Source organism: Stenotrophomonas sp. KH_052 (genome assembly GCF_057838755.1).
In genome coordinates this window covers 1,533,815-1,557,016 of sequence record NZ_CM174475.1, presented here as the reverse complement: position 1 = coordinate 1,557,016, position 23,202 = coordinate 1,533,815, and the positions used below count along the sequence as shown (strand labels likewise).

20 protein-coding genes are annotated in these 23,202 nt (G+C 66.9%); 16 read left to right on the top strand and 4 right to left on the bottom strand.

Features of this window, described 5'->3' with window-relative positions:
* Positions 1-4: 4 nt before the first annotated feature.
* Positions 5-358 carry a hypothetical protein gene (locus tag AC3ITW_RS07115; RefSeq protein WP_100434349.1) on the top strand — a complete coding sequence of 118 codons (354 nt, stop codon included), beginning with the start codon at positions 5-7 and terminating at the stop codon, positions 356-358.
* Positions 358-1,050, top strand: coding sequence for an endonuclease III (gene nth / locus AC3ITW_RS07110; protein WP_100434348.1), 693 nt, complete (start codon positions 358-360; stop codon positions 1,048-1,050). The genes AC3ITW_RS07115 and nth overlap by 1 nt, the downstream gene beginning before the upstream one ends.
* 80 nt (positions 1,051-1,130) lie before the next feature.
* Here the strand turns inward: nth and AC3ITW_RS07105 are convergent, their stop codons facing one another.
* Positions 1,131-2,363, bottom strand: a complete 1,233-nt coding sequence (locus AC3ITW_RS07105) for a porin (RefSeq protein WP_004151438.1) — start codon at positions 2,361-2,363, stop codon at positions 1,131-1,133.
* Between the two features lie 553 nt (positions 2,364-2,916).
* On the opposite strand from AC3ITW_RS07105, the gene pstS (AC3ITW_RS07100) reads away from it, so the two are divergent.
* From pstS (AC3ITW_RS07100) to rnt, 11 genes are all read left to right on the top strand, one after another.
* Positions 2,917-3,933 carry a phosphate ABC transporter substrate-binding protein PstS gene (gene pstS, locus AC3ITW_RS07100; RefSeq protein ID WP_049421598.1) on the top strand — a complete coding sequence of 339 codons (1,017 nt, stop codon included), beginning with the start codon at positions 2,917-2,919 and terminating at the stop codon, positions 3,931-3,933.
* Between the two features lie 642 nt (positions 3,934-4,575).
* Complete coding sequence (pstS, locus tag AC3ITW_RS07095) at positions 4,576-5,664, top strand: phosphate ABC transporter substrate-binding protein PstS (protein ID WP_180889254.1); 1,089 nt, start codon at positions 4,576-4,578, stop codon at positions 5,662-5,664.
* 82 nt (positions 5,665-5,746) lie between these two features.
* Positions 5,747-6,715 carry a phosphate ABC transporter permease subunit PstC gene (gene pstC, locus AC3ITW_RS07090; protein WP_012510550.1) on the top strand — a complete coding sequence of 323 codons (969 nt, stop codon included), beginning with the start codon at positions 5,747-5,749 and terminating at the stop codon, positions 6,713-6,715.
* Positions 6,715-7,578: a phosphate ABC transporter permease PstA gene (gene pstA, locus AC3ITW_RS07085; protein ID WP_004151398.1), complete on the top strand. Its 864-nt coding sequence runs from the start codon at positions 6,715-6,717 to the stop codon at positions 7,576-7,578. The genes pstC and pstA overlap by 1 nt, the downstream gene beginning before the upstream one ends.
* Before the next feature lie 19 nt (positions 7,579-7,597).
* Complete coding sequence (gene pstB / locus AC3ITW_RS07080) at positions 7,598-8,428, top strand: phosphate ABC transporter ATP-binding protein PstB (RefSeq protein WP_005408788.1); 831 nt, start codon at positions 7,598-7,600, stop codon at positions 8,426-8,428.
* A 91-nt stretch (positions 8,429-8,519) separates the two neighbouring features.
* Positions 8,520-9,233, top strand: coding sequence for a phosphate signaling complex protein PhoU (gene phoU / locus AC3ITW_RS07075; RefSeq protein WP_087986238.1), 714 nt, complete (start codon positions 8,520-8,522; stop codon positions 9,231-9,233).
* A 258-nt stretch (positions 9,234-9,491) separates the two neighbouring features.
* Positions 9,492-9,848: a hypothetical protein gene (locus AC3ITW_RS07070; RefSeq protein ID WP_012510548.1), complete on the top strand. Its 357-nt coding sequence runs from the start codon at positions 9,492-9,494 to the stop codon at positions 9,846-9,848.
* A complete protein-coding gene (locus AC3ITW_RS07065; RefSeq protein ID WP_012510547.1) occupies positions 9,835-10,710 on the top strand; it encodes an HvfB family MNIO-type RiPP peptide maturase in 876 nt (291 codons plus the stop codon). Before AC3ITW_RS07070 ends, AC3ITW_RS07065 begins: the two co-directional genes overlap by 14 nt.
* Positions 10,703-11,458: an HvfC family RiPP maturation protein gene (locus tag AC3ITW_RS07060; RefSeq protein WP_012510546.1), complete on the top strand. Its 756-nt coding sequence runs from the start codon at positions 10,703-10,705 to the stop codon at positions 11,456-11,458. The genes AC3ITW_RS07065 and AC3ITW_RS07060 overlap by 8 nt, the downstream gene beginning before the upstream one ends.
* Positions 11,459-11,485: 27 nt before the next feature.
* On the top strand, positions 11,486-12,007 hold the full coding sequence (locus AC3ITW_RS07055; RefSeq protein ID WP_012510545.1) for an HvfX family Cu-binding RiPP maturation protein: 522 nt from the start codon (positions 11,486-11,488) through the stop codon (positions 12,005-12,007).
* A 159-nt stretch (positions 12,008-12,166) separates the two neighbouring features.
* The gene (gene rnt, locus AC3ITW_RS07050; protein WP_004151343.1) at positions 12,167-12,817 is read left to right on the top strand and encodes a ribonuclease T; all 651 of its coding nucleotides are present in this window, start codon (positions 12,167-12,169) and stop codon (positions 12,815-12,817) included.
* A 95-nt stretch (positions 12,818-12,912) separates the two neighbouring features.
* Here the strand turns inward: rnt and AC3ITW_RS07045 are convergent, their stop codons facing one another.
* The 3 genes from AC3ITW_RS07045 to AC3ITW_RS07035 form a co-directional block, all read right to left on the bottom strand.
* Entirely contained in the window at positions 12,913-15,939 is a 3,027-nt protein-coding gene (locus AC3ITW_RS07045; RefSeq protein WP_100434343.1) for a ligand-binding sensor domain-containing diguanylate cyclase, read from the bottom strand.
* A gap of 177 nt (positions 15,940-16,116) precedes the next feature.
* Complete coding sequence (locus tag AC3ITW_RS07040; RefSeq protein WP_489390176.1) at positions 16,117-17,526, bottom strand: ATP-binding protein; 1,410 nt, start codon at positions 17,524-17,526, stop codon at positions 16,117-16,119.
* 6 nt (positions 17,527-17,532) lie between these two features.
* Positions 17,533-18,261: a response regulator gene (locus AC3ITW_RS07035; protein ID WP_057498358.1), complete on the bottom strand. Its 729-nt coding sequence runs from the start codon at positions 18,259-18,261 to the stop codon at positions 17,533-17,535.
* Positions 18,262-18,465: 204 nt separating this feature from the next.
* On the opposite strand from AC3ITW_RS07035, the gene AC3ITW_RS07030 reads away from it, so the two are divergent.
* The 3 genes from AC3ITW_RS07030 to AC3ITW_RS07020 are packed head-to-tail and all read left to right on the top strand — an operon-like array spanning position 18,466 to position 23,098.
* A complete protein-coding gene (locus tag AC3ITW_RS07030; protein ID WP_489390175.1) occupies positions 18,466-19,707 on the top strand; it encodes an efflux RND transporter periplasmic adaptor subunit in 1,242 nt (413 codons plus the stop codon).
* Positions 19,704-21,662, top strand: coding sequence for a MacB family efflux pump subunit (locus AC3ITW_RS07025; protein ID WP_489390174.1), 1,959 nt, complete (start codon positions 19,704-19,706; stop codon positions 21,660-21,662). Before AC3ITW_RS07030 ends, AC3ITW_RS07025 begins: the two co-directional genes overlap by 4 nt.
* The gene (locus AC3ITW_RS07020) at positions 21,659-23,098 is read left to right on the top strand and encodes an efflux transporter outer membrane subunit (protein ID WP_004151307.1); all 1,440 of its coding nucleotides are present in this window, start codon (positions 21,659-21,661) and stop codon (positions 23,096-23,098) included. The genes AC3ITW_RS07025 and AC3ITW_RS07020 overlap by 4 nt, the downstream gene beginning before the upstream one ends.
* Positions 23,099-23,202 lie beyond the last annotated feature (104 nt).

Sequence of the window (23,202 nt, the reverse complement as noted above, 5' to 3'; positions counted from 1 at the left end):
CGCCATGGCATCCCGACCCAACCCCGCGCAGCTGTTCGCCCGGGTCCAGGCAGACGATCTCGATGGCGCCCTGCATGCCGGACTGATGGACTATGTGGCCCGCGCCGGCGACGAGCAGTTGCTGCCCGGCCACCCGGAGCTTCCACAGCGCCTGCACCAGGCCCAGCAGCAGCTGCAGAATGCCTGGGCCGCACGCGAACGCTACCGCACCCGTGCCGTGCGTCTGGCGCGACGTGAGGCCGAACGCGAAGCAAGGCGCACGCCCGCCACGGCACCGGACGTGAAGCCCGCGCTGCCCGCTGCGGCGGCCGCGATTCTCGCCCGGGCCAAGGCCCGCGCCACCGGCAAGGAACAGTAATGGCCACTGCGAAGAAGACCGCGCGCGCACCGGCGCGCCGTGGCAGCGTGATGCCGCGCGCCGACGTGGTGGAGATGTTCACCCGGCTGCGCGAACTCAACCCGCACCCGAAGACCGAGCTGGAATACAGCTCGCCGTTCGAACTGCTGGTGGCGGTCGCGCTGTCGGCGCAGGCCACCGACGTGGGCGTCAACAAGGCCACGCGCCGGCTGTTCCCGGTGGCCAACACGCCGGCGAAGATCCTCGCACTTGGCGAGGTCGGACTGAAGCAGTACATCGCCACCATCGGTCTGTTCAATGCCAAGGCGAAGAACGTGATCGCCACCTGTGCGATCCTGCTGGAAAAGCATGGCGGTGAAGTGCCACGTGATCGCGACGCGCTGGAAGCGCTGCCGGGGGTGGGCCGCAAGACCGCCAACGTGGTGCTCAACACCGCGTTCGGTGAACCGGTGATGGCGGTGGACACGCATATCTTCCGCGTCTCCAACCGCACCGGCCTGGCACCAGGCAAGAACGTGCGCGAAGTGGAAGACAAACTGGTGAAGGTGATTCCGGCCGAGTTCCTGCTCGACGCGCATCACTGGCTGATCCTGCACGGACGTTATGTGTGCAAGGCGCGCAAGCCGGATTGCCCGGGCTGCGTGATCGCCGACCTGTGCCGGTTCAAGGAAAAGACCACGGCCGAGGCGTGACCGCGTTCGTGGTGTGACAAAACAAAGACGGCGGGCGCAGGGCCCGCCGTCTTCGTTTGCAGACAAGGTGCTTCAGGTGATCAGAACGACAGGTCGCCCCAGACGCCGAATTCCTTGGTCTTGTCGTTCTTCTTGTCGCCGGCGTTGGCCAGGTGCGTGTACTTGTACACGGTCGACAGCTTGAGGTTCTTCATGACCGGGAACTCGACACCGACGTTCCAGTACTTGTCACTCAGGGTCGGGTCCAGGGTCTTGCTGACGTCGGTGTCATCGTAACGACCGAACACGTTGATGCCGCCGTCGGTGACGCGCACGCTGCCCCACACCGACCAGCCGCTGGTCTTGTCGGTGGCAACGGTCATCACGTTGTTGAGGTTCTTGGCCTGGAAGTACTCGCCACCGACGCGGAAGTCGCTGCTGGCGTAGGCCACCATCGCGTTGGCGCGGGTGTAGGTGTTCTCGGCGCTCTGGATGTCCGTTTCCTTGCCCAGCTTGCCGCTGTAGCCACCGACGGCAACCACGAAGTTCTCGTTCGGGGTATAGGCCGCGCGGCCTTCCACATCCATGCCCTTGCTGCGGGTCGGGTTCTTGTAACCGGCGCCGGACACGACCGAGACCGCGTAGTTGAAGTTGTTGCCCAGGTTGCCGAAGCCATGCAGGCCCCAGTCGGACGAGTTGCCGTACTTCAGGCGATCGGTCAGGGTGTTCTCGACATAACGCATGCCGTAGAACTTCTCGACGTACGGAATCCACGGCATGTCGGCGGCACCGACGCGCAGGTTGAAGGCCGGGTCGAAGCTGCCCTGCACGTAGGCCTTCTTGACGAACAGTTCGGTGTTGCCGATGGCCGAGCTGTACTGGAAGTCGGTGGTCAGGTTGGCCGACCAGATGTCGTTGAACTTGTGGTCGACGGTCAGGTAGAAGCGCTTGACGTCCAGACCGGTGCCACTGGCGGCGGTGTCCTTGCCGTTGCTGGTCTTGTCGATGTTGGTCAGGTCGAAGAACATGCGACCGCCGATCTTGTTGTCATTGACCAGCTTGGCCAGCTTGTCGACGCTGGTCTGGGTCTTCTGTGCACCTTCCAGAGCCTGGGCCTGGGTGATGTTCACTTCGGACTGCGCGTCAGACTGTGCCTGCAGCGCCTGCGAATCGTTCTGCAACTGCTGGACCTGGGCCTGCAGGGCAGCGATCTGCGCCTGCAGCTGCTGCAGCTGTGCCTGGGATACGCCCGTGCTGGCGGGAGCTGCGAAGGCGTCGGCGGAAACCAGACCGAGGCTTGCAACGACCGCGGCGGCGAGCAAATGGGAACGCATTTTGGATTTCTCCAGAGGGTTGGAATGGCTTGGGCAGAACGCCACGCCGGCAGGCCGGTCAAGCGTTTTGCGAACATTCCGTTAAAACCATGACAGCCGAATGACAACTTGAGCACCAACCACAGATTTCTTCATGCGGTCATGCGTACGACTCATTTGCCGCCACATCCTTGTCGATCCCTTGCCGCATATGGCGTCACGTATCAGCGTCTCGGCCCGGGCCGACCGCCGCGCAGCCCTCACCTGCATCGATGGTTTCGTGTGGATGACGCGGCATCACTGCGGAATGCCAGGCCGCGACGGCATTGACGACCACAGCGGGCAGGCCATCAGCGACATATAGAACGTGATCGCAACCGGGCCAGGTCCGTCTCCGGCGCATTGGTCATCACGTTGCCCGCAGCACTTAGAACCTTCACGCCCCTGGCTGTGCGGGCGCCGGGCAGCGCTGTAACGGTTGCGTCATACAACGGTCCCTGCGCTGTCATCGAACCGTTATGGAATGTGCGCCGGGCGGGTAACCCCGCATCCCAATCAACCCAGGAGCCACCCCGTGATCCACGCCTTCAAGTCGCGCGTTGCCGTTGCCGTCTTCGCAGCGTCGTCCGTGTTCGCCGCCAACGCCGCTGAAATCACCGGCGCGGGCGCCTCGTTCATCTACCCGGTGATGTCGAAGTGGTCGGCCGACTACAACGCCGCCACCAGCAACAAGGTCAACTACCAGTCGATCGGTTCCGGTGGTGGTATCGCCCAGATCAAGGCCAAGACCGTTGATTTCGGCTCCTCCGACGCCCCGCTGAAGCCGGAAGAACTGGCCGCTGCGGGCCTGGCTCAGTTCCCGTCGGTGATCGGCGGCGTGGTGCCGGTGGTCAACGTTGCCGGCATCGCCCCGGGCGCGCTGAAGCTGGACGGCACCGTGCTGGCCAACATCTTCCTGGGCAAGATCAAGACCTGGAACGACCCGGCCATCGCCGCGCTGAACCCGGGCGTGACCCTGCCGAGCGCCAAGATCACCGTCGTGCACCGTTCGGATGGTTCGGGCACCACCTTCAACTTCGTCAACTACCTGTCCAAGGTCAGCCCGGAGTGGAAGAGCTCGGTCGGTGAAGGCACCTCGGTCCAGTGGCCGGCCGGCATCGGCGGCAAGGGCAACGAAGGCGTTGCCGCTTACGTGAAGCAGATCAAGGGCGGCATCGGCTACGTCGAACTGTCCTACGCGCTGCAGAACAAGCTGTCGTACACCGCGATGAAGAATGCCGCCGGCCGCTTCGTGCAGCCGAGCGACGCCTCGTTCGCCGCCGCTGCTGCCAGCGCCGACTGGGCCAGCGCCAAGGACTTCTACCTGGTGATGACCAATGCCCCGGGCGCCGAGTCCTGGCCGATCACCGCAACCAACTTCATCCTGGTGCACAAGAAGCCGAAGAACGCTGCCAACGGCAAGGCCACCCAGGAGTTCTTCCGCTGGGTCTACAAGAGCGGCGACGCCCAGGCCCGCCAGCTGGACTACGTGCCGCTGCCGGACAGCCTGGTGCGCCAGATCGAGACCTACTGGACGCAGAACCTGAAGTAAGCAAGCGCGTTCCCCCGCAGGAACGGGATCGGCGGGTCCTCTCTCCCCCGCCGATCCCACCCGGGCGCGAGATCCTCGAGATCTCGCGCTCTTCTTGTTTTTGGGGGTCGGTCGTGAAGAGCGTTTGCGCCTTCGCTGATCCGTGGGTGAGTCGGTGGGCTAGGGCGTGCAGGACACGCCGTAAACCCTTCCTTGGGGGCTCGGCCACGGCATCCATGCCGTGGACGGTCCTGCACGTCCTGGCCCACCGCCTCTCGACAGTTCATCGGGGGCGCGGTGGGGTCATGGAAGGCAAGAGCGGGAGCAAAGGCAAGGGCGTTTGTAGAGCCGAGCCCATGCTCGGCTGGGTGCTGGAGCGTGCGGACCAACGGTCCGCACCTACCGAGGGCAAGGAGTCCGCACCTGCCGAGGGCGAGGAGCAGTCGAGCCTGGCTCGACTCTACAAGGGCCAACCGACCGTCATGGTCGGTGCGCAGATCGGGGGTCCCCGGGGGCCCGCGGAATCGGGGCCAACCCCGTGAAACCCTTGTCAGAACGTGATCCAGGACACCTCTGTCATCGTCGTAATACGGCTGTAACAAAAACATCATTTCATAGCCGCATCCGCCGACGCCGTCGGCTCTACCCCGCTATGGAGTGACCATGAAACTGCACTCGGCCGGCCTCGCCGCCCTTTCCCTGGCCATCGCCCTGGGCCTGTCGGCCTGCGGTGGCGACAAGCAGGCCGCGCAGCAGCCGGCTGCCAACGGTGCCGCCGCCCCGGCCGCTGCCGGTGCCAAGGTGACCGCCGAAGTGTCCGGCGCCGGCGCTTCCTTCATCTTCCCGCTGGTGTCCAAGTGGTCGGCTGACTACAACGCCAGCACCGGCGCCAAGATCAACTACCAGTCGATCGGCTCCGGTGGCGGCATCGCCCAGATCAAGGCCGGCACCGTCGACTTCGGTTCCTCCGACAAGCCCCTGAGCAGCGAAGAGCTGGCCCAGGCCGGCCTGGCGCAGTTCCCGTCCGCCATCGGCGGCGTGGTGCCGGTGGTCAACATCGAAGGCCTGGAAGGCGGCAAGCTGCGCCTCAGCGGCGCCCTGCTGGCCGACATCTTCCTGGGCAAGGTCAAGACCTGGAACGACCCGGCCATCGTCGCCGCCAACCCGGGCGTGAAGCTGCCGGACGGCAAGATCACCCTGGTCCACCGTTCGGACGGTTCGGGCACCACCTTCAACTTCTCCAACTACCTGTCCAAGGTCAGCCCGGAGTGGAAGACCAAGGTCGGCGAAGGCACCTCGGTGCAGTGGCCGGACGGCGTCGGTGGCAAGGGCAATGAAGGCGTCGCTTCGTACGTGAAGCAGATCAAGGGCTCGATCGGCTACGTCGAACTGGCCTACGCGCTGCAGAACGGCATGCCGTACACCGCCATGCAGAACGCCGCCGGCAACTGGGTCGAGCCGAGCGCGGAAACCTTCGCCGCTGCGGCCGCCAGCGCCGACTGGGCCAGCGCCAAGGACTTCAACCTGGTCATCACCAACGCCCCGGGCGAGCAGGCGTGGCCGATCACCGCCACCAACTTCATGCTGATGCAGAAGCAGCCGAAGGACGCCAAGCGCAATCAGGACACCCTGGCCTTCTTCAAGTGGGCCTTCGAGAACGGCCAGGCCCAGGCCAACGAGCTGCACTACGTGCCGCTGCCGGCCGAACTGGTCAAGCAGATCGAGGCCTACTGGGCGACCGACCTGAAGTGATGGAAACGACGGTGCCCGCCCCGCGCGGGCACCGCCTCTGCCACGCCGTGCCGCCCCGCCCCTTCCTGGCCCCGCCGTCCCCATGAATGCCATCGCCCAGCCTGTAGCCGCCCCGTCCACGCGTGATGCGCGTGATGCCCGCAACGACAAACTGTTCCGATGGGTGCTGGTCGGCACCGTCATCTTCGTCCTCATTGCCCTGGCCTGCGCCGCGCTGTCGATGCTGTGGGGCGGCCGCCATGCCCTGCAGATGCAGGGCCTGAGCTTCTTCTTCTCTGCCGACTGGAATCCGGTCGAAAACAAGTTCGGTGCCCTCGCCCCGATCTACGGCACCCTGGTCACCGCCGCCATCGCGATGGTCATCGCCGTGCCGGTCAGTTTCGGCATCGCCTTCTTCCTCACCGAAGTCGCGCCGCGCTGGCTGCGTGGCCCGGTCGGTACCGCCATCGAACTGCTGGCCGGCATTCCCTCGATCATCTATGGCATGTGGGGCCTGTTCGTGCTGGTGCCGGTGATGACCGAGTACGTCACTCCGTTCCTCAACGAGACCCTGGGCGAATGGCCGATCATCGGTCCCATGTTCCAGGGCCCGCCGCTGGGCATCGGGATGCTCACTGCCGGTTTCGTGCTGGCCATCATGGTCATTCCGTTCATCTCCTCGGTGATGCGCGAAGTGTTCCTGACCGTGCCGACCCGCCTGAAGGAATCGGCCTATGCGCTGGGTTCCACCAAGTGGGAAGTGAGCTGGGACATCGTGCTGCCCTACACCCGCTCGGCGGTGATCGGCGGCATCTTCCTCGGCCTCGGCCGCGCCTTGGGCGAGACGATGGCGGTGGCCTTCGTGATCGGCAACAGCGTGCGCCTGTCGCCGTCGCTGCTGGAACCGGGCACCACCATCGCCGCGCTGATCGCCAACGATTTCGGCGAAGCCACTGAAACCTACCGCTCGGCCCTGCTGCTGCTCGGCTTCGTCCTCTTCATCGTCACCTTCGTGGTGCTGGCCATTGCCCGCCTGATGCTGATGCGCCTGTCCCGCAAGGAGGGCAACTGATGTCCAGCACCGCTGATTCGCTGTATCTGCGCCGCCGCATCGGCAATGTCATCGCCATTGCCGCGTCCTGCGCCACCGCCCTGTTCGGCCTGTTCTTCCTGGGCTGGATCCTGTTCACCCTGGCCTCCAAGGGCCTTGCCGGCATCAACCTGGATCTGTTCACCAAGATGACGCCGCCGCCGATGCAGGAAGGCGGCCTTGCCAATGCCTTCTTCGGCAGTGCGGTGATGTGTGCGCTGGCAATCGGCATCGGCACCCCGCTCGGCGTGCTGGCCGGCACCTGGCTGGCCGAGTACGGCAACGCCCGCAAGGCCGGCACCGTGGTCCGCTTCGTCAACGACATCCTGCTGTCGGCGCCGTCCATCGTGCTTGGTCTGTTCGTCTACACCCTGTACGTGATGCAGACCGGCGGCAACTTCTCGGCGTTCGCCGGTGCACTGTCGCTGGCCTTCATCGTGCTGCCGGTGGTGGTGCGCACCACCGACGAGATGCTCCGCCTGGTGCCCTCGCAGATGCGTGAGGCGGCGCTGTCGCTGGGTATCCCGCAGTGGAAAGTGATCGTGCAGGTGCTGTACCGCAGTGCCTCGGCCGGCATCATCACCGGCATCCTGCTGGCGCTGGCCCGCATCTCCGGCGAGACCGCACCGCTGCTGTTCACCGCCTTCGGCAACCAGTACTGGAACAACAACATCTTCCAGCCGATGGCCTCGGTACCGGTGGTGATGAACCAGTTCGCCGGCAGCCCGTATGAATCCTGGCAGGTGCTGGCCTGGGCCGGTGCCCTGGTGCTGACTGTCTTCGTGTTGCTGGTCAGCCTTGCCGCCCGCGGCATCCTGCTGCGCAACCGTATCTCCCATGACTGACCTTTCCGTGGATAACGCCATGAACGACCTTTCCAACGCCGTGCCGATGCAGCGCATCGCCGTGCCGTCCTCGCACGAGAGCCTGCACACGCCGTCGCCGGTGAAGCTGGCTGCGCGTGGACTGGACTTCTACTACGACAAGTTCCATGCCCTGAAGGGCATCAACCTGGAGATTCCGGAAAAGCGCGTGACCGCGCTGATCGGTCCCTCCGGTTGCGGCAAGTCGACCCTGCTGCGCATCTTCAACCGCATCTACGCGCTGTACCCGAAGCTGGAAGCACGCGGTGAGGTGCTGCTGGACGGCGAGAACATCCTGTCGCCGAAGTACCCGATGAACCGCCTGCGCAGCAAGGTCGGCATGGTGTTCCAGAAGCCGGTGCCGTTCCCGATGACCATCTTCGAGAACGTGGCCTACGGCATCCGCCACCATGAGAAGCTGAGCAAGGCCGACATGGCCGACCGCGTCGAGCAGGCGCTGCGCCAGGGCGCGCTGTGGGACGAAGTGAAGGACAAGCTGGGGCAGAGCGCACTGGGCCTGTCCGGTGGCCAGCAGCAGCGTCTGTGCATCGCCCGTGCGGTGGCCCTGCGCCCGTCGGTGCTGCTGCTGGACGAGCCGACCTCGGCGCTGGACCCGATCTCCACCAGCCGCATCGAGCAGCTGGTCGAAGAGCTCAAGCACGAGTACACCATCGTGATCGTCACCCACAACATGCAGCAGGCCGCGCGCGTGTCCGACTACACCGCCTTCATGTACCTGGGCGACCTGATCGAGCACGACCGCACCGAAGTGATCTTCTCGCAGCCGTCGCAGCGGCAGACCGAGGATTACATCACCGGTCGCTTCGGCTGAAACGCCAGTCGACAGACAGACAATGTCAGTCGAGCATGACTCGACTCTACAAATCACGTCAGTCGAGCGTGGCTCGACTCTACAGAGTGGAATGAACATGAATCTTCCCAACGACCACATCGTCAAGAGCTACGACGAAGAGCAGCAGCGCCTGGTGGCCGAAATCGTGCGCATGGGCGAGATGGCCGTCGCCCAGCTCGAAGCGGCGATGGACGTGATCGAGAAGCGCGACGAGAACGCCGCCCATCGCATCATCGCCAACGACGAAGCGATCGATGCGCTGGAGCAGCAGATCAGCCACGACGTGATGCGCCTGGCGCTGCGTGGCCCGATGGCGCGCGACCTGCGCGAAATCCTCGCCGGCCTGCGCATTCCGGCCGACATCGAGCGCATCGGCGACTACGCTGCCAACGTCGCCAAGCGCTCGATCGCGCTGGGCAAGGTGCCGCCGCTGCCGCAGATCCAGGGCCTGCGTGCGCTGGGCCGCCTGGCCGCGCAGCAGGTCCGCCGTGCCATTGCCGCCTACCGCGACAATGACGCCGACGCCGCGCTGGAACTGCGCGAGGACGACGCCCGCCTGGACGCGCAGTACACCGCGCTGTTCCGCGAGCTGCTGACCTACATGATGGAAGACCCGCGCAACATCACCCCGTGCACCCATCTGTTGTTCATGGCCAAGAACCTGGAGCGCGTGGGCGACCATGCCACCAACATCGCCGAGAACGTGTGGTTCCTGGTGCATGGCGAGCAGCCGCTGCCGCCGCGTGAAAAGCGCGACGAGACCTCCAGCACCGACCAGATCTGATACTGCACTGCAACACCGGAGTTGACTCCAAGGTGGCCGCTGTCCTGCTGACAGCGGCCTTTTTGTTTTGGGCGTTCCGGCAGTTCATCCACGCATGGCGTGGCCTACCAGGCCGCTGGTCTCCCCTTCTGTAACAAACCTCACGAAAATTTGAGTTCTTGGCGAGGATTCGTTGAGTAGGATCGCTGCACCATCGCTTCCACCGGCATCCCTGCCGGCTACCCGGGCATCTGCCCACACCACCCAGGAGCACCACCGATGAGCAGTTCCAACAAGACCCTGTCCCTGCTGACTGCTACCGCCCTGGCCGCTGGCCTGGGCATGACCGCCAGCGCTTCGGCGCTGAGCATGAGTGACCTGGCCCAGGGCTATCTGGTTGCTGGCCAGGCCGCCAAGGCCACCACCGATGCCAAGGCAGCGGACACCAAGATGGCCGCTGATGCGACCAAGCACGCCGAAGGCAAATGTGGTGCCGACGGCAAGAGCGCTGAAGGCAAGTGCGGCGCCGACAAGGGCAAGGCCGCCGGTGCTGCGGCAGGCGCCAAGGCCAAGACCGGCGACAAGAAGTCGGCCGAAGGCAAGTGCGGCGAAGGCAAGTGCGGTGCCAAGCACTGACGTCCGCGCCGCCGTCGTCCACCCGCGGTCGCCGCTTCGTGCGGCGGCCGCCGGGTTGGGCCTGCGCCGGGCGCTGCTGCAGGATCTGCGCGACGCGCCGGCCGGTGACTTCGACTTCCTCGAATGCGCGCCAGAGAACTGGATCCATGTCGGCGGCCCAGCCGGTGATGCATTGGCCGAACTGGCACAGCGCCATCCTCTGAGCTGCCATGGCCTGTCGCTGTCACTGGGCGGCAGTGCACCCCTGGATACGCAGCTGCTGGAGCAGGTCGGGAACTTCCTCGACACGCATCGCGTGCCGCTGTACAGCGAACACCTGAGCTACTGCAGCGACGATGGCCACCTCTACGACCTGTTGCCGATTCCATTCACCGACGAAGCCGTGCGCCATACCGCGGCACGCATCGCGCGCGTGCAGGACATTCTCGGCCGCCGCATCGCGGTGGAGAACGTCTCCTACTACCTGGCACCGGAACCGGCGATGGACGAACTGGCCTTCACCAATGCCGTGCTCGCCGAGGCCGACTGCGACCTGCTGCTGGACGTCAACAACGTCTACGTCAATGCCTGCAACCATGGCTACGACGCCGACACCTTCATTGCCGGGCTGCCCGCAGAGCGCATCGTCTGCCTGCACGTGGCCGGGCACCTGGATGAGGCACCGGACCTGAAGATCGATACCCATGGCAGTGCTGTGATCGACCCGGTCTGGGAACTGCTGGCGCGTACCTATGCACGCATCGGCGCGCGTCCGACCCTGCTCGAACGCGATTTCAACTTCCCCCCGTACGCCGAGCTGCAGGGCGAACTGCAGACCATCCGCCGCCTGCAGGCCACGCACGCCGGGAGCGCACATGGCTGATGCTCCCGACAGGCTGCGCGCACAGCAGCATGCGTTCACCGCACACCTGCGCGATCCGCAGGGTGTGCCACCGCCAGTCGGGCTGGAGCCACGCCGGGTCGCGGTGTACCAACGGCTGCTGTTCAACAATCTGCTGGGCCTGTTGAGCAACGGCTTCCCGGTCTGCGTGCGCCTGCTCGGCGAACCGGCCTGGAGCGCGCTGGTCCGCCAGTACTTCGCGACCCATCGCTGCCAGGCACCGCTGTTCACCGAGCTGGCCGCCGAATTCGTGCAATGGCTGCAGGCACAGCTGCAGCTGCCGCACCCGGCGCTGGCCGAACTCGCTCATTACGAGTGGGTGGAGACCGCGCTGTACCAGTTGCAGGCCGAGCCGCTGCCGGCACCCGGCAACATCGATCCGCTGCAGGTACCGCTGCAGCGCTCACCACTGGCCTGGCCGCTGCTGTACCAGTGGCCGGTGCATCGACTCGGTGCCGAGGATGCGCCAATGCAGCCGCCGGCCGAACCGACCGGCCTGCTGGTGCGCCGTGAGGCCGATGGCGAAGTGCGCTTCGCCGCACTCAGCCCGTTGGCGGTGTACCTGCTGTCCAGCATCGGCGAACAACCCGGCCTCGATGGACATGCCTATCTGCGGCAATTGGCCGCTGCGAACGGCCTGGCTGAGGAGGCGCTGGCCGGGCCCGGTGCCGTGCTGCTGCAGCAGTTCCTGCAGGCCGGCGTGATCGGCCCGCTCACAGTCCCTGGCTGACGCCCCTTCCCCCACGGAGAACCACCGATGAACCTTCCGACCCTGGCCGCCACGCGTGGCCAGCTGGACCGTCTCGCCCCCTGGTTGGCCCCGCTCGGCCTGCGCCTGCTGCTGGCCTGGGAATACTTCGAATCCGGCCGCGAGAAACTGCGCGGCCAGAACTGGTTCGCCGACCTGCAGGACGCTTTCCCGTTCCCGTTCGACCAGCTGCCGGCCGCGCTGAACTGGCAGCTTGCGACCTGGTTCGAGCTGATCGGCGCCGCCTGCCTGCTGTTCGGGTTCGGTACCCGATTTGCTGCCGCCAGCCTGCTGGTACTGACCGTGGTGGCCACCTATGCGGTGCACTGGCCAATGGAATGGAACTCGCTGGCCGACCTCGCCATGGGCTATGCGATCAGCGACCAGGGCTTCGGCAACTTCAAGCTGCCGGTGCTGTTCATGGCCATGCTGCTGCCGCTGATCTTCACCGGTGCCGGCAGGCTGAGCGTGGATGCATGGTTGGCGCGGTGGTCTCCCTCGGCCACGCCTGCGCGGCCAGCAGTCCGGTAATCGCCAACCCTGGTCGGCGCACCGTGTGCCAACCAAGGTTGGCACCTACCGGAATCCTGAGCGCGCGGTGCCCCGGTAGGTGTCGACCTTGGTCGACACGCTCCACCCATGCTCCGAAGGCTGGCCGGGCGCTCAGGGTCGCTCTGCTAGAATTCACGCATGACTGACCCCACCCCCGCACCTGCCGCCGCTCCCGATTCCGCAGTTCCCCAGGCGCAGCGCGCGATGTCGCAACGCTTCCGCGGCTTCCTGCCGGTGGTGGTGGACGTGGAAACCGGCGGCTTCGACAGCCAGCGCAACGCGCTGCTGGAAATCGCCGCGGTGCCGATCGAGATGGACGAGAACGGCCTGCTCTACCCCGGCCAGACCGCCAGCGCCCACGTGGTGCCGGCCGAGGGCCTGGAGATCGACCCGAAATCACTGGAAGTGACCGGCATCATCCTCGACCACCCGTTCCGGCTGGCCAAGGAAGAGAAGGCGGCACTGGACCACATCTTCACCCCGGTGCGGGCAGCGATGAAGAAGTACGGCTGCCAGCGCGCGATCCTGGTCGGCCACAACGCGCATTTCGACCTCGGCTTCGTCAATGCCGCCGTGGCGCGCACCGGCCACAAGCGCAATCCGTTCCATCCCTTCAGCGTGTTCGATACGGTGACCCTGGCCGGTATCGCCTACGGGCAGACAGTGCTGGCACGTGCGGCCAATGCCGCCGGGTTGGGCTGGGATGCGAACGAGGCGCACAGCGCGGTGTACGACACCGAGCAGACCGCGCGGCTGTTCTGCACGATTGCCAACGCCTGGCCGCGGTAAGCCAGCCAACGGCGCAACCGCATCCACGCAGTGCGGACCAACGGTCCGCACCCACCACTCACCGGACGGTAGATCCACGCCATGCGTGGATGCGATCACCCAATACTCGTACGATCGCGGCCGTCGCTCTTGGCGCGGTAGAGCGCACGGTCGGCACGCTGGTACAGCAGCGCCGGGGTACGGTCGTCGGCATCCAGCTCCACCAGGCCTGCGCTGAAGGTCACGCGCAGGCCGTCCACGCCGGCCCAATCCGGGTGGTCGTGGAACAGGCCGCGCAGGCGTGCGCACAGCTGCGCGGCTTCTTCCAGGCGTGTGTCGTTGAGCAGCAGCGCGAATTCTTCGCCGCCGGTACGCGCCGGCAGGTCCGAGTCACGACAGGCGGCGGCGATCACCGTTGCCACCTGCACCAGCACCGCATCGCCGATGCTGTGGCTGTGGCGGTCGTTGACGTCCTTGAAGTGGTCGATGTCGAGCACCACCAGGCACAGCGGATGGCCACTGCGCTGCGAACGGGCAAAGTCGCGCGCCAGGGTTTCATCGAAGGCACGGCGGTTGGCCAGGCCGGTCAGTGCGTCTTCGCGCGCCTGGCGCTCGAAGGCCTCGGCCTGCCGCGCCAACCGTTCGGCCAGCTCGGTCTTTTCCTGGTTCAGCGCCTGCAGGTGCACGGTCTTGGCCTGCAGGTCGAAAGTGGCCTCGTCCACACGCCGCGCCAGGCGCAGGTTGCTGGCCTTCAGCTGCTGCAACAGCAACCGGTACAGCGCCACCAGCGCGGCCAGCAGCAACAGGCCTCCCAGCGCCTGCACGCTGCGTCGCTGCCACCAGAACGGCTCCACGGTGAAGCTCCACACCGCTTCCTGCTGCGCCCAGCTGCCGCCCGGATGCGCCGCCGCCACGTGCAGGGTGTAGTCGCCCGGTGGCAGGCCGACGAATTCGACACTGCGCTGTGGGCCACGCTCGACCCAGCCGGCATCCAGTCCGTCCAGCCGGGTGCGGTAGCGGATCCGGTCAGACATCAGGTAGCTCAGGCCGACATAGCTCACCGCCAGCCGGCGGCCACCGGGGATGTAATTTCGCTCGGGGCCTTCCCAGTGCACCGGCGCGCCATCCACCTGCACGCTTTCGATCGCTGCCGGTGGCGAGGGGCGTTCGCGGAAACGCTGCAGGCGCTGCGGATCCACCGTACTCAGGCCACCAGCGGTGACCACCCAGAACGTGCCGTCCTGGCGCAGGATCGCCGAGGGGCTGGAGCTGCCGTTGGCCTGCGCGTTGGCCATGCCATCAATCTCGTTGTAGCGCTCCACCACCACCCGCGGCGCGCGCCCGTCGGCAACCGCATTGAGCGTGGCCATGTCGGTGCGCAGCACGCCGCGGTTGCTGCTGATCCAGACGTTGCCCAGGCGGTCCGGCACCAGCTGGAACACCGCGTCCACCGGCATGCCCTGCTCCAGCCCGACCCGCGCCAGCGTTCCGTGCTGCCAGCGGTACAGGCCGCGGTCGCTGCTGATCCACATCGCATCGCCCAGCTGGTGGAAACCGAACACGCTGCGGCCACCGCCCAACGGTGCCAGGTCGATCGACTGCACGCGGTTGCCGCGCAGCACGCGGATGCCTTCGATGGTGCCGATCCACAGATTGCCCTGGTGGTCATGCTCGAGCGCGGTGATCAGGCCGCTGGGCATGCCCGGCACGCTCGATACCTGCACACGGTCGCCGTCGATGCGTACCACCCCCTTCTGCGTGCCGGCCCAGACCACGCCCTGCGGGTCGACGCTGATCGCACGGATGTTGCCGCCAGGCATGCCGTCGGCCGCTGCATAGGTGTGGCGCAGGCGACCATCGCGGCCCAGCCGGTAAACGCCATCGCCGAAGGTACCGACCCACAGATCGCCGTCCGGGCCCTGCGCCAGGCTCAATACCGACGGTGCCTTGCCACCGCGGTTGTGCAGCGGCACCGCGCGGAAGCGACCGTCCGCCGCCTGCAGGTCCAGGCCGCTGGCACTGCCCACCCACAGCTGGCGGTCGCGATCCTCGAACACAGTGCGCACGTAGTCGCCACTGAGCCCATCGCGCTCGGTGTAGCTGCTGAACAGCGTTTCGCGCAGGCGGTACAAGCCGCCGTTCGCACCCACCCAGATGCTGCCCTCGGCATCCTCGCGCAGGCTGACCACGCGTCCGCCCGGCAGGTTCAGGCCAGCCGGCAACCGCTCCAGGCCATGTGAGGAGATGCGCAGCAGCCCCTGGTTCTCGGTGCCCAGCCACAGGTCGCCATGGCGGTCCTGCAGCATCGAGGTCAGATGCAACTGGCCCGGCAGGCGATGCACCAGCACCAGTTGATCGTCCTCCACGCGGTACAGGCGCTCGCCGGCGACGATCCACAACGCGCCATCCGGCGCCCGGTACGGCCATGACAGGCCACTGCCGGCGCCCAGTCCCCAGGCCGCCGGTGCACGCTTGAGCACGCCATCGTTGTCGCGCAGCACCAGCCCGTCGAGCGTGCCGATCCAGACCCGGTCCTGTGCATCGACCACCAGCTTGGTGAAGCTCATCGCCAACGGCAGGTCAGCCGCCGGCGCCTGGTAGACGATGCCCTTGTCCGCGACCAGGTAGCCGATGCCCTTGCCCTCGTACAGCAGCCACAGCCGCCCCTGGCTGTCCATCTGCATGGACTGGATCAGCACCTGCGGGGTACCGGCCTGATGCTCCCAGACCCGCCACTGGCCGTCGTTGCCGCGATGGCTGACGTTGCCGCGTGAATCACTGATCCACAATCCGCCCTGGCGGTCGACCAGCAGCGCGCCGATGCCGTTGTCGCGCAGTCCCGGTCGGGTACTGCGGTCGAACACGGTGAAATCCAGGCCGTTGTAACGCACCAGGCCTTCCCAGGTGGCAAACCACAGGTGGCCTTCGGGGGTCTGCGCGATGTCGCGCAGCGAGTTGTGCGGCAGGCCGTTGCGCGAGGTCCATACATCGATGGCGTAGTCGCGCAGCGGCGGTGCGCCCTCCTGCGCCACGGCCGGCAGGGACAGCATCAGCAGCAGCCACAGCAGGCCCTGCCGCAACGCCCGACCGAATCCCGTGCCACAGCGCTCCACCCAGCGCCCGTTGTCCCCCTGTCCGCCCATCAGCGCAGCGGCGGTGGCCGGGTGCGGCTGCCAGGCCTGGCAGCGTGCGGGAACGGCCGGGCAACGCGGAACGGCATGCCGGCGGGTACGGGCTGGCTCATTGAAGAGGAACTGGGGAAGTACGCAGATGATAGGCGAAACCCCGCCCCCGGCGTCACCGCTCGGGGACGGCGATACTCAGCCGCCGCGCCCCGGTGGCGTCACCTGCGCGCTTGCCGGCCACTGCACCACCGCTTCCAGCCCACCTTCGGCGCGGTTGCGCAGCCACAGGCGAGCACCATCCTTTTCGGCCAGGGCGCGGGCGATGGTCAGGCCCAGCCCGGCACCGCCGGTCTCGCGCGAACGCGAGGTCTCCACCCGTACGAAGGGGTCGAATACCGCCTCCAGCTGATCTTCGGCCAGGCCGGGGCCATCATCGGCCACCACCACGGTGATCGCGCCACCACTGCGCTCGACCCGTACCCGCACCCGGTAGGCGTACATCACCGCGTTGTCCACCAGGTTGGAGAACAAGCGGTGCATGGCCAGCGGACGCAGCATCAGCACCGCCCCGCTGCCACCTTCGAAGACCACATCGCCGCCGCCCTCGGCCGTGTCTTCGACGATGCTTTCCAGCAGCGAATCCAAGTCCAGCGCGGCGCGCTGCTCGGCACTCTCAGTGCTGCGGGCCAGCTCCAGGCCTTCGCGCACCAGTGCCTGCATCGCCGCCAGATCGCCGATCAGGCGCTCGCGCAGCACCTCGTCGCTGACGTTCTCCAGGCGCAGGCGCAGGCGGGTCAACGGGGTCTGCAGGTCATGGGTGATCGCCGCCAGCATCTGCGTGCGTTCGGCCAGGTGCCGCTGCAGGCGGTGCTGCATGGCATTGAAGGCCTCGGCGGCGCGCTGCACCTCGCGCGGCCCGCGCAACGGCAGTGGATCGCGCTGCAGATCGTCGCCGAGATCCTCCGCGGCCGCCGCCAGCTCCTGCAGCGGCGCACTGGCCATGCGCGCAACGATATAGGCCAGCACGGCAATCGCCAGCACCAGCAGGGTCAGGAACCACGGGTCCACGGCCAGAATGCCGTTGTGGGCCACTGCTGGCGAATCCAGCGCCAGCTTCAGCAGCGTACCGTCGTTGAGCGTCACATCGACCGCGCGGCACTTGGGCGGAATGAAGGCCGGATCGCGCTCACGCGGATGCCGTCGGTGCCCCGGCGGCGGTGGCGGCAGCAGATCCTGCAGCTTGGGAATGCAGGAACGGAACGAGGTGAAATGCACATGCGCGCGCGACACCGGGCCGGGCCGGTCATCCAGGACTTCCATCAGTGCGGTATCCGCCCGCCCCAGGCGCGCGCCGGGCTGCAGCGCCCGCACGCTGGGCCCACCGATCTCAAGCAGTCGCTCGCGCAGTTCGGGATTGCCATCGAGCAGGTTGACGTAGCCCTGCAGGCGGTCGGCGATGCGGTTCAGGTTCTGCCGCTCGAACTCCTGCTGACGTTTGGAGGTGGCCAGCATGGTCGCGCCGATCGCAGCCACGCTCATCCCCAATAGCAGGATGACGAACAACCGCCCGACCATCGAGGACAGGAAATGGCGCAGGCGCTTCATGACGGCTTATTCCAGGTTCACCGAGGAGGCCAGCACGTAGCCTTCGTTGCGCACGGTCTTGATCAGGCCATCCGGCCCACCGTCATCGCCCAGCTTGTTGCGCAGGCGACTGACCTGCAGGTCGATCGCGCGATCCTGCGCCTCGTAGTTGCGGCCGCTGCTGAGCGCGACCAGCTGTTCGCGCGACAGCACCTTGTTGGCATGGGCGATGAACACGCGCAGCAGGCGGAACTCGGCACCGGACAGCACCACCACGCGGTCGTCCGGATCGACCAGGTGGCGATGCTCCAGGTCGAACACCCAGCGCGAGAAGCGCGCGCGGCGCACCGCCAGCGGCTCCAGGTTGGCCGGCAACGCCTCGGTCCGGCGCAGTACGTTGCGGATGCGCGCCAGCAGCTCGCGCGGTTCGAACGGCTTGGCCAGGTAGTCGTCCGCGCCCATTTCCAGGCCCAGCACGCGATCGATCGGCTCGGCACGCGCGGTCAGCATGATCACCGGCGTGTTCGAGCGCGCGCGCAGGTCGCGGCACAGGGTCAGGCCATCCTCGCGAGGCAGGTTGAGGTCGAGCACGATCAGATCCACATGCTCACGGTCCAGCAGCTGGCGCATGGCGGTGCCATCGGCGGCCGTGCTCACCTGGTAGCCGGCACGGCCGAGCTGCTCGGCCAGCAGGGTGCGGATGTCGTTGTCGTCGTCGACGATCAGCAGTCGATGCATCGGGTTTTCAGTCTCCATGTCGCGATCATCCCGTGTCGGCAGCTGAACCGCATCCGGGGCAATGCGTACCAGTGTATCCAGCCATGGGCGGGATACCTGTGGTTACGCGTATTCACCGACAGTGTTACATAGAGACATACCCTGAGGATTGAGCCGTCCATCGCCCGGTCTTCACAATGCCCACCAACGCCGCCACCGCGGCCCCGAGAGTGAAGCCACGACGTGACGTTCCGCCTGCTGCCTGCGACCCGCCGGGGTCGCCTGATACTGATCGCCCTGCTCGCCTTGATCGTCGCCGCAGCCGCCTGGTGGCTGCTGCGCAAGCCCGCCGCCCCGGCGGTGGCGACCACGCCGGTCAGTCGTGGTGACATCGAGCAGACGGTGGAGGCCACCGGTGTGATCGACGCCTACAAGCTGGTCAGCGTCGGTGCGCAGGCCTCTGGCCAGATCAAATCGCTGAAGGTGCAGCTGGGCGATACCGTGAAGGAAGGCGACCTGATCGCCGAGATCGACGCCACCACCCAGCAGAACCAGGTGCTCAATGCGCAGGCCTCGCTGGACCAGGTCACCGCCCAGCGCGCCGTGCAGCAGGCCACCCTGCGCCAGGCCGAACTGGAATTCGCGCGCCAGCAGCAGATGCTGGCCGCCGAGGCCACCTCGCGCCAGGAGTACGATGCCGCCGAAGCACAGCTGAAGACCGCACGTGCCCAGCTGCAGTCCTACGAGGCACAGATCAAGGGCCGCGAGACCGAGCTGGGCACCGCCCGCGCCAACCTGGCCTACACCCGCATCACCGCGCCGATGGACGGCACCGTGGTGGCGGTGGTGGCCGAGGAAGGTCGCACCGTGAACGCCAACCAGACCGCACCGACCATCGTCATGCTGGCGCGGCTGGACGTGGTCACCGTCAATGCCGAGATCTCCGAGGCCGACGTGGTCAAGATCAAGGCCGGCATGCCGGTGTACTTCACCACGCTGGGCGATCCGGATCGCAAGTACCACGCCACGCTGCGCCAGATCAATCCGGCGCCGGCCTCGATCGCCAACGAGAGTTCGTCCAGTTCCAGCAGCTCGTCCAGTTCCAGCTCCAGCAGCGCGGTGTACTACAACGCGCTGTTCGACGTGGAAAACCCGGATGGCACCCTGCGCATCGACATGACCGCGCAGGTCTCGGTACTGCTGAAGCAGGCCAAGGGCGTACTGATGGTGCCGGCGGTGGCACTGGGGCCGAAGCGCCGTGGCGACGAGCGCATGGTGCGGGTGCTGGACGACAAGGGCCAGCCGCAGCCGCGCAAGGTTACCGTGGGCATCAACAACGGCGCCTCGGCCGAGATCCTGTCGGGACTGAAGGAAGGCGAGCGCGTAGTGGTCGGCGAAGCCGGTGCGGCCGGTGCCAGCGCCGGCGGCGGCAACCGCGGCGGCATGCAGATGCGGGTCGGCGGCCCGGGCATGGGGCGCCGATGAGCACGACGGCGCCGCTGCTGCGCCTGCGTGACCTGCGACGCGAATTCCCGGCCGGCGACGATGTGATCGCCGTGCTGCGTGACGTCAACCTCGACATCCACGCCGGTGAGATGGTGGCCATCGTCGGCCAGTCCGGCTCAGGCAAGTCGACGCTGATGAACATCCTCGGCTGCCTCGATCGTCCCACCCGTGGCAGCTACCAGGTGGCCGTCCGCGAAACCGGGAAGATGGCGCCGGACGAGCTGGCCGAACTGCGCCGCGAGCATTTCGGCTTCATCTTCCAGCGCTACCACCTGTTGGGCGACCTCGATGCACGCGGCAACGTGGAAGTGCCGGCGGTGTACGCCGGCAGCCCCGGCCCGGTGCGCAACGCGCGTGCCGAACAACTGCTGCAGCGGCTGGGCCTGAGCGACCGCATGCACCACAAGCCGGGCCAGCTGTCCGGCGGCCAGCAGCAGCGCGTGTCGATCGCCCGTGCCCTGATGAACGGCGGCGAGGTGATCCTGGCCGACGAACCGACCGGCGCGCTCGACACGAAATCCGGCGAGGAAGTGATGGCGATCCTCGGCGAGCTGCACGCCGAAGGCCACACCATCATCATCGTCACCCACGACATGAGCGTGGCCGAACACGCGCAGCGCATCATCGAGATCCGCGACGGCGAGATCATCGCCGACCGCGCCAATCCGAATGCACCGACCTACCGCGCGCAGCGCGAGGCCAGCACCGGCGTCGCCCGCGGCAACAGCTGGCGGGCCGCGCGCGACCGCTTCACCGAAGCGTTCCGCATGGCGTTGCTGGCGATGAATGCACATCGGCTGCGCACCTTCCTGACCATGCTCGGCATCATCATCGGCATCGCCTCGGTGGTCTCGGTGGTGGCGCTGGGCAATGGCTCGCAGCAGCAGATCCTGCAGAACATCAGTGCGCTGGGTACCAACACCATCGACGTCTACCCCGGCCGCGGGTTCGGCGACATGCGCTCGGCGCGGGTACAGACGCTCAAGGCCAGCGACGCCGATGCACTGGCAAAGCAGAGCTACGTGGACAGCGCCACCCCCAGCGTGTCGACCTCGGTCACCGCGCGTTACCGCAACCAGTCCTCCACCGCCCAGGTCAGCGGCGTTGGCGAGCAGTTCTTCCGGGTCAAGGGCGTGACCCTGCTCAGCGGCAGCTTCTTCGATGCCGATGCGGTGAAGGGCCTCGGCCAGGTCGCGGTGATCGACGAGAACACCCAGACCCAGTTCTTCCCCGATGTCGATCCGATCGGCCAGGTGATCCTGCTCGGCAACGTGCCGGCACGCGTGGTCGGCGTGGCCAAGCGCCAGAGCTTCGGGTTCGGCGGCAGCACCAGCCTGAGCGTGTGGCTGCCGTACACCACGGTGATGTCGCGCATGCTCGGCCAGAGCCACGTGTCCAGCATTACCGTGCGCGTGGACGACGCCACGCCGATGGATGCGGCACAGGAAGCGATCACCCGCCTGTTGACCATGCGCCATGGCACCGAGGACTTCTTCCTCAGCAACAGCGCCGAGATCCGCCAGACCATCGAGCAGACCACGCGCACGATGACCCTGCTGATCGGCGCCATCGCTGCCATCGCGCTGCTGGTGGGCGGCATCGGCGTGATGAACATCATGCTGGTGTCGGTGACCGAGCGTACCCGCGAGATCGGCGTGCGCATGGCCGTCGGTGCACGGCAGAGTGATATCCGCCAGCAGTTCCTGATCGAAGCAGTGCTGGTGTGCCTGCTCGGCGGCGTGCTCGGCATCGGCCTGGCCCTGCTGCTGGGCTCGATGATCGGCCGCTTCGCCAGCGACTTCCAGGTGCTGTTCTCCACCGCCTCGATCGTTGCCGCGTTCGCCTGCTCGACCCTGATCGGCGTGGCGTTCGGCTTCCTGCCCGCGCGCAACGCCGCGCAGCTCGACCCGGTGGAGGCCCTGGCCCGCGAATGAAGATGATGACCCGACTGCCCTTCCCTGCCCCCTCGCGCCTGCTGCTGGCGGGCGCTGTACTGCTCGCCCTGTCCGGCTGCGCATCCATGGGCCGCTATCCGGTGCAGGCCCCCGACGTGGCGGCGACTTACGGTCGTGGCGACGCCACCCTCAATGCGCCCGCCGACGATCCGCGCAGCAGCCTGGATACTCCGGGGCGCGACATCCGCCAGGACACCTGGTGGACCGGTTTCGGCGATGAACGACTGGACCGCCTGGTGGCGCAGGCACTGGCGGCCAACAGCGATCTGGCCGCCGCCGGCCTGGCCGTGCAGCGCTCACGCCTGCAGGCTGGCCTGGCCAGCAACGCGTTGTGGCCGCAGCCTTCGTCTTCAGGTGTGAGTGGCAGCGCCAGCCGCGCCACCGACCAGGCCGACGACTGGCGCCGCAGCTATTCCACCGGCGTCTCGCTGGGCTGGGAAGTGGACCTGTGGGGCCGCCTGCGCACCCAGCGCGACATCGCCCGCTGGGAAGCCGAGGCCAGCGAGGAAGACCGGCAGAACACCGCGCTGCTGGTGATCGGCGACAGCATCACCCAGTACTGGACGCTGGCCTACCTCAACCAGTCGATCGCCACCGGCCAGGCCAACCTGGAGCGGCTGGAGCGCACCCGCGAACTGGTGCAGGCACGCTTCGACGCCGGTGCGGTATCGCGCCTGGAAGTGCGCCAGGCGCTGCAGAACCTGCAGTCGCAACGCGCCTCGCAGAGCGCGCTGGAACAGCAGCGTGTGGAAGTGCGCAATGCGCTGACGGTCCTGCTGGACGGCACGCCGTGGCCGCAGCAGGACGAACCCCAGGACCTGCTCGGCGCTCGCAGCCCGAGCATCGCCGAGGGCCTTCCGACCGACCTGCTTGGCCGCCGTCCCGACCTGCGCGCGGCCGAACTGCGGCTGCGCAACAGCCTGAAGACCATCAAGGTCACCGCCACCCAGTACTACCCTGCGCTGAGCCTCACTGGCAGCCTCGGTTCCAGTGCAACCTCGCTGGGCGATGTGCTGCGCAACCCGGTGGCCACGCTCGGCGCCGGCCTGTCGTTGCCGTTCCTCAACCTGCAGCGCGCGCAGCTGGATACGGACATCGCCGGCACCGCGTACCAGATTGCTGCAACCAATTTCCGCAAGACGCTGTACACCGCGCTTTCGGAAGTGGACAACGCACTCTCGGCACGCGAGCAGCTGGTCCGCCAGGTCGCGGCCTCGCAGGCCTCGTACGACGAAGCGGTGGAAGTGGAGCGCGCGCAGGAAGTGCGCTACCGCGTGGGTGCCACCGATCTGCGCACCTGGCTGGAAGCACAGCAGACCCGGCGCGACGCCGAGCTGTCGCTGGCGCGCGTGCGCCAAGGCCAGCTGAACAACGACGTGACCTTGTTCAAGGCACTGGGCGGCAGCGCGGGGTGAGGCGGCGGGAGCGCCAACCAAGGTTGGCGACTACCGGTAGGTGTCGACCTTGGTCGACACGGCCGATCCACGCCATGCGTGAATCGGATCGCTGGTAGCGCCGG

Excerpts from the sequence above, each read along its gene's own strand:
- AC3ITW_RS07105 (WP_004151438.1), bottom strand. The coding sequence starts at position 2,363 with ATGCGTTCCCATTTGCTCGCCGCCGCGGTCGTTGCAAGCCTCGGTCTG.
- AC3ITW_RS07020 (WP_004151307.1), top strand. The coding sequence starts at position 21,659 with ATGAAGATGATGACCCGACTGCCCTTCCCTGCCCCCTCGCGCCTGCTG.
- phoU (WP_087986238.1), top strand. The coding sequence starts at position 8,520 with ATGAACATGAATCTTCCCAACGACCACATCGTCAAGAGCTACGACGAA.
- nth (WP_100434348.1), top strand. The coding sequence starts at position 358 with ATGGCCACTGCGAAGAAGACCGCGCGCGCACCGGCGCGCCGTGGCAGC.
- AC3ITW_RS07055 (WP_012510545.1), top strand. The coding sequence starts at position 11,486 with ATGAACCTTCCGACCCTGGCCGCCACGCGTGGCCAGCTGGACCGTCTC.
- pstS (WP_180889254.1), top strand. The coding sequence starts at position 4,576 with ATGAAACTGCACTCGGCCGGCCTCGCCGCCCTTTCCCTGGCCATCGCC.
- AC3ITW_RS07070 (WP_012510548.1), top strand. The coding sequence starts at position 9,492 with ATGAGCAGTTCCAACAAGACCCTGTCCCTGCTGACTGCTACCGCCCTG.
- AC3ITW_RS07115 (WP_100434349.1), top strand. The coding sequence starts at position 5 with ATGGCATCCCGACCCAACCCCGCGCAGCTGTTCGCCCGGGTCCAGGCA.
- pstC (WP_012510550.1), top strand. The coding sequence starts at position 5,747 with ATGAATGCCATCGCCCAGCCTGTAGCCGCCCCGTCCACGCGTGATGCG.
- pstB (WP_005408788.1), top strand. The coding sequence starts at position 7,598 with ATGAACGACCTTTCCAACGCCGTGCCGATGCAGCGCATCGCCGTGCCG.
- AC3ITW_RS07045 (WP_100434343.1), bottom strand. The coding sequence starts at position 15,939 with ATGGGCGGACAGGGGGACAACGGGCGCTGGGTGGAGCGCTGTGGCACG.
- AC3ITW_RS07035 (WP_057498358.1), bottom strand. The coding sequence starts at position 18,261 with ATGGAGACTGAAAACCCGATGCATCGACTGCTGATCGTCGACGACGAC.
- rnt (WP_004151343.1), top strand. The coding sequence starts at position 12,167 with ATGACTGACCCCACCCCCGCACCTGCCGCCGCTCCCGATTCCGCAGTT.
- AC3ITW_RS07025 (WP_489390174.1), top strand. The coding sequence starts at position 19,704 with ATGAGCACGACGGCGCCGCTGCTGCGCCTGCGTGACCTGCGACGCGAA.
- AC3ITW_RS07040 (WP_489390176.1), bottom strand. The coding sequence starts at position 17,526 with ATGAAGCGCCTGCGCCATTTCCTGTCCTCGATGGTCGGGCGGTTGTTC.
- pstA (WP_004151398.1), top strand. The coding sequence starts at position 6,715 with ATGTCCAGCACCGCTGATTCGCTGTATCTGCGCCGCCGCATCGGCAAT.
- AC3ITW_RS07060 (WP_012510546.1), top strand. The coding sequence starts at position 10,703 with ATGGCTGATGCTCCCGACAGGCTGCGCGCACAGCAGCATGCGTTCACC.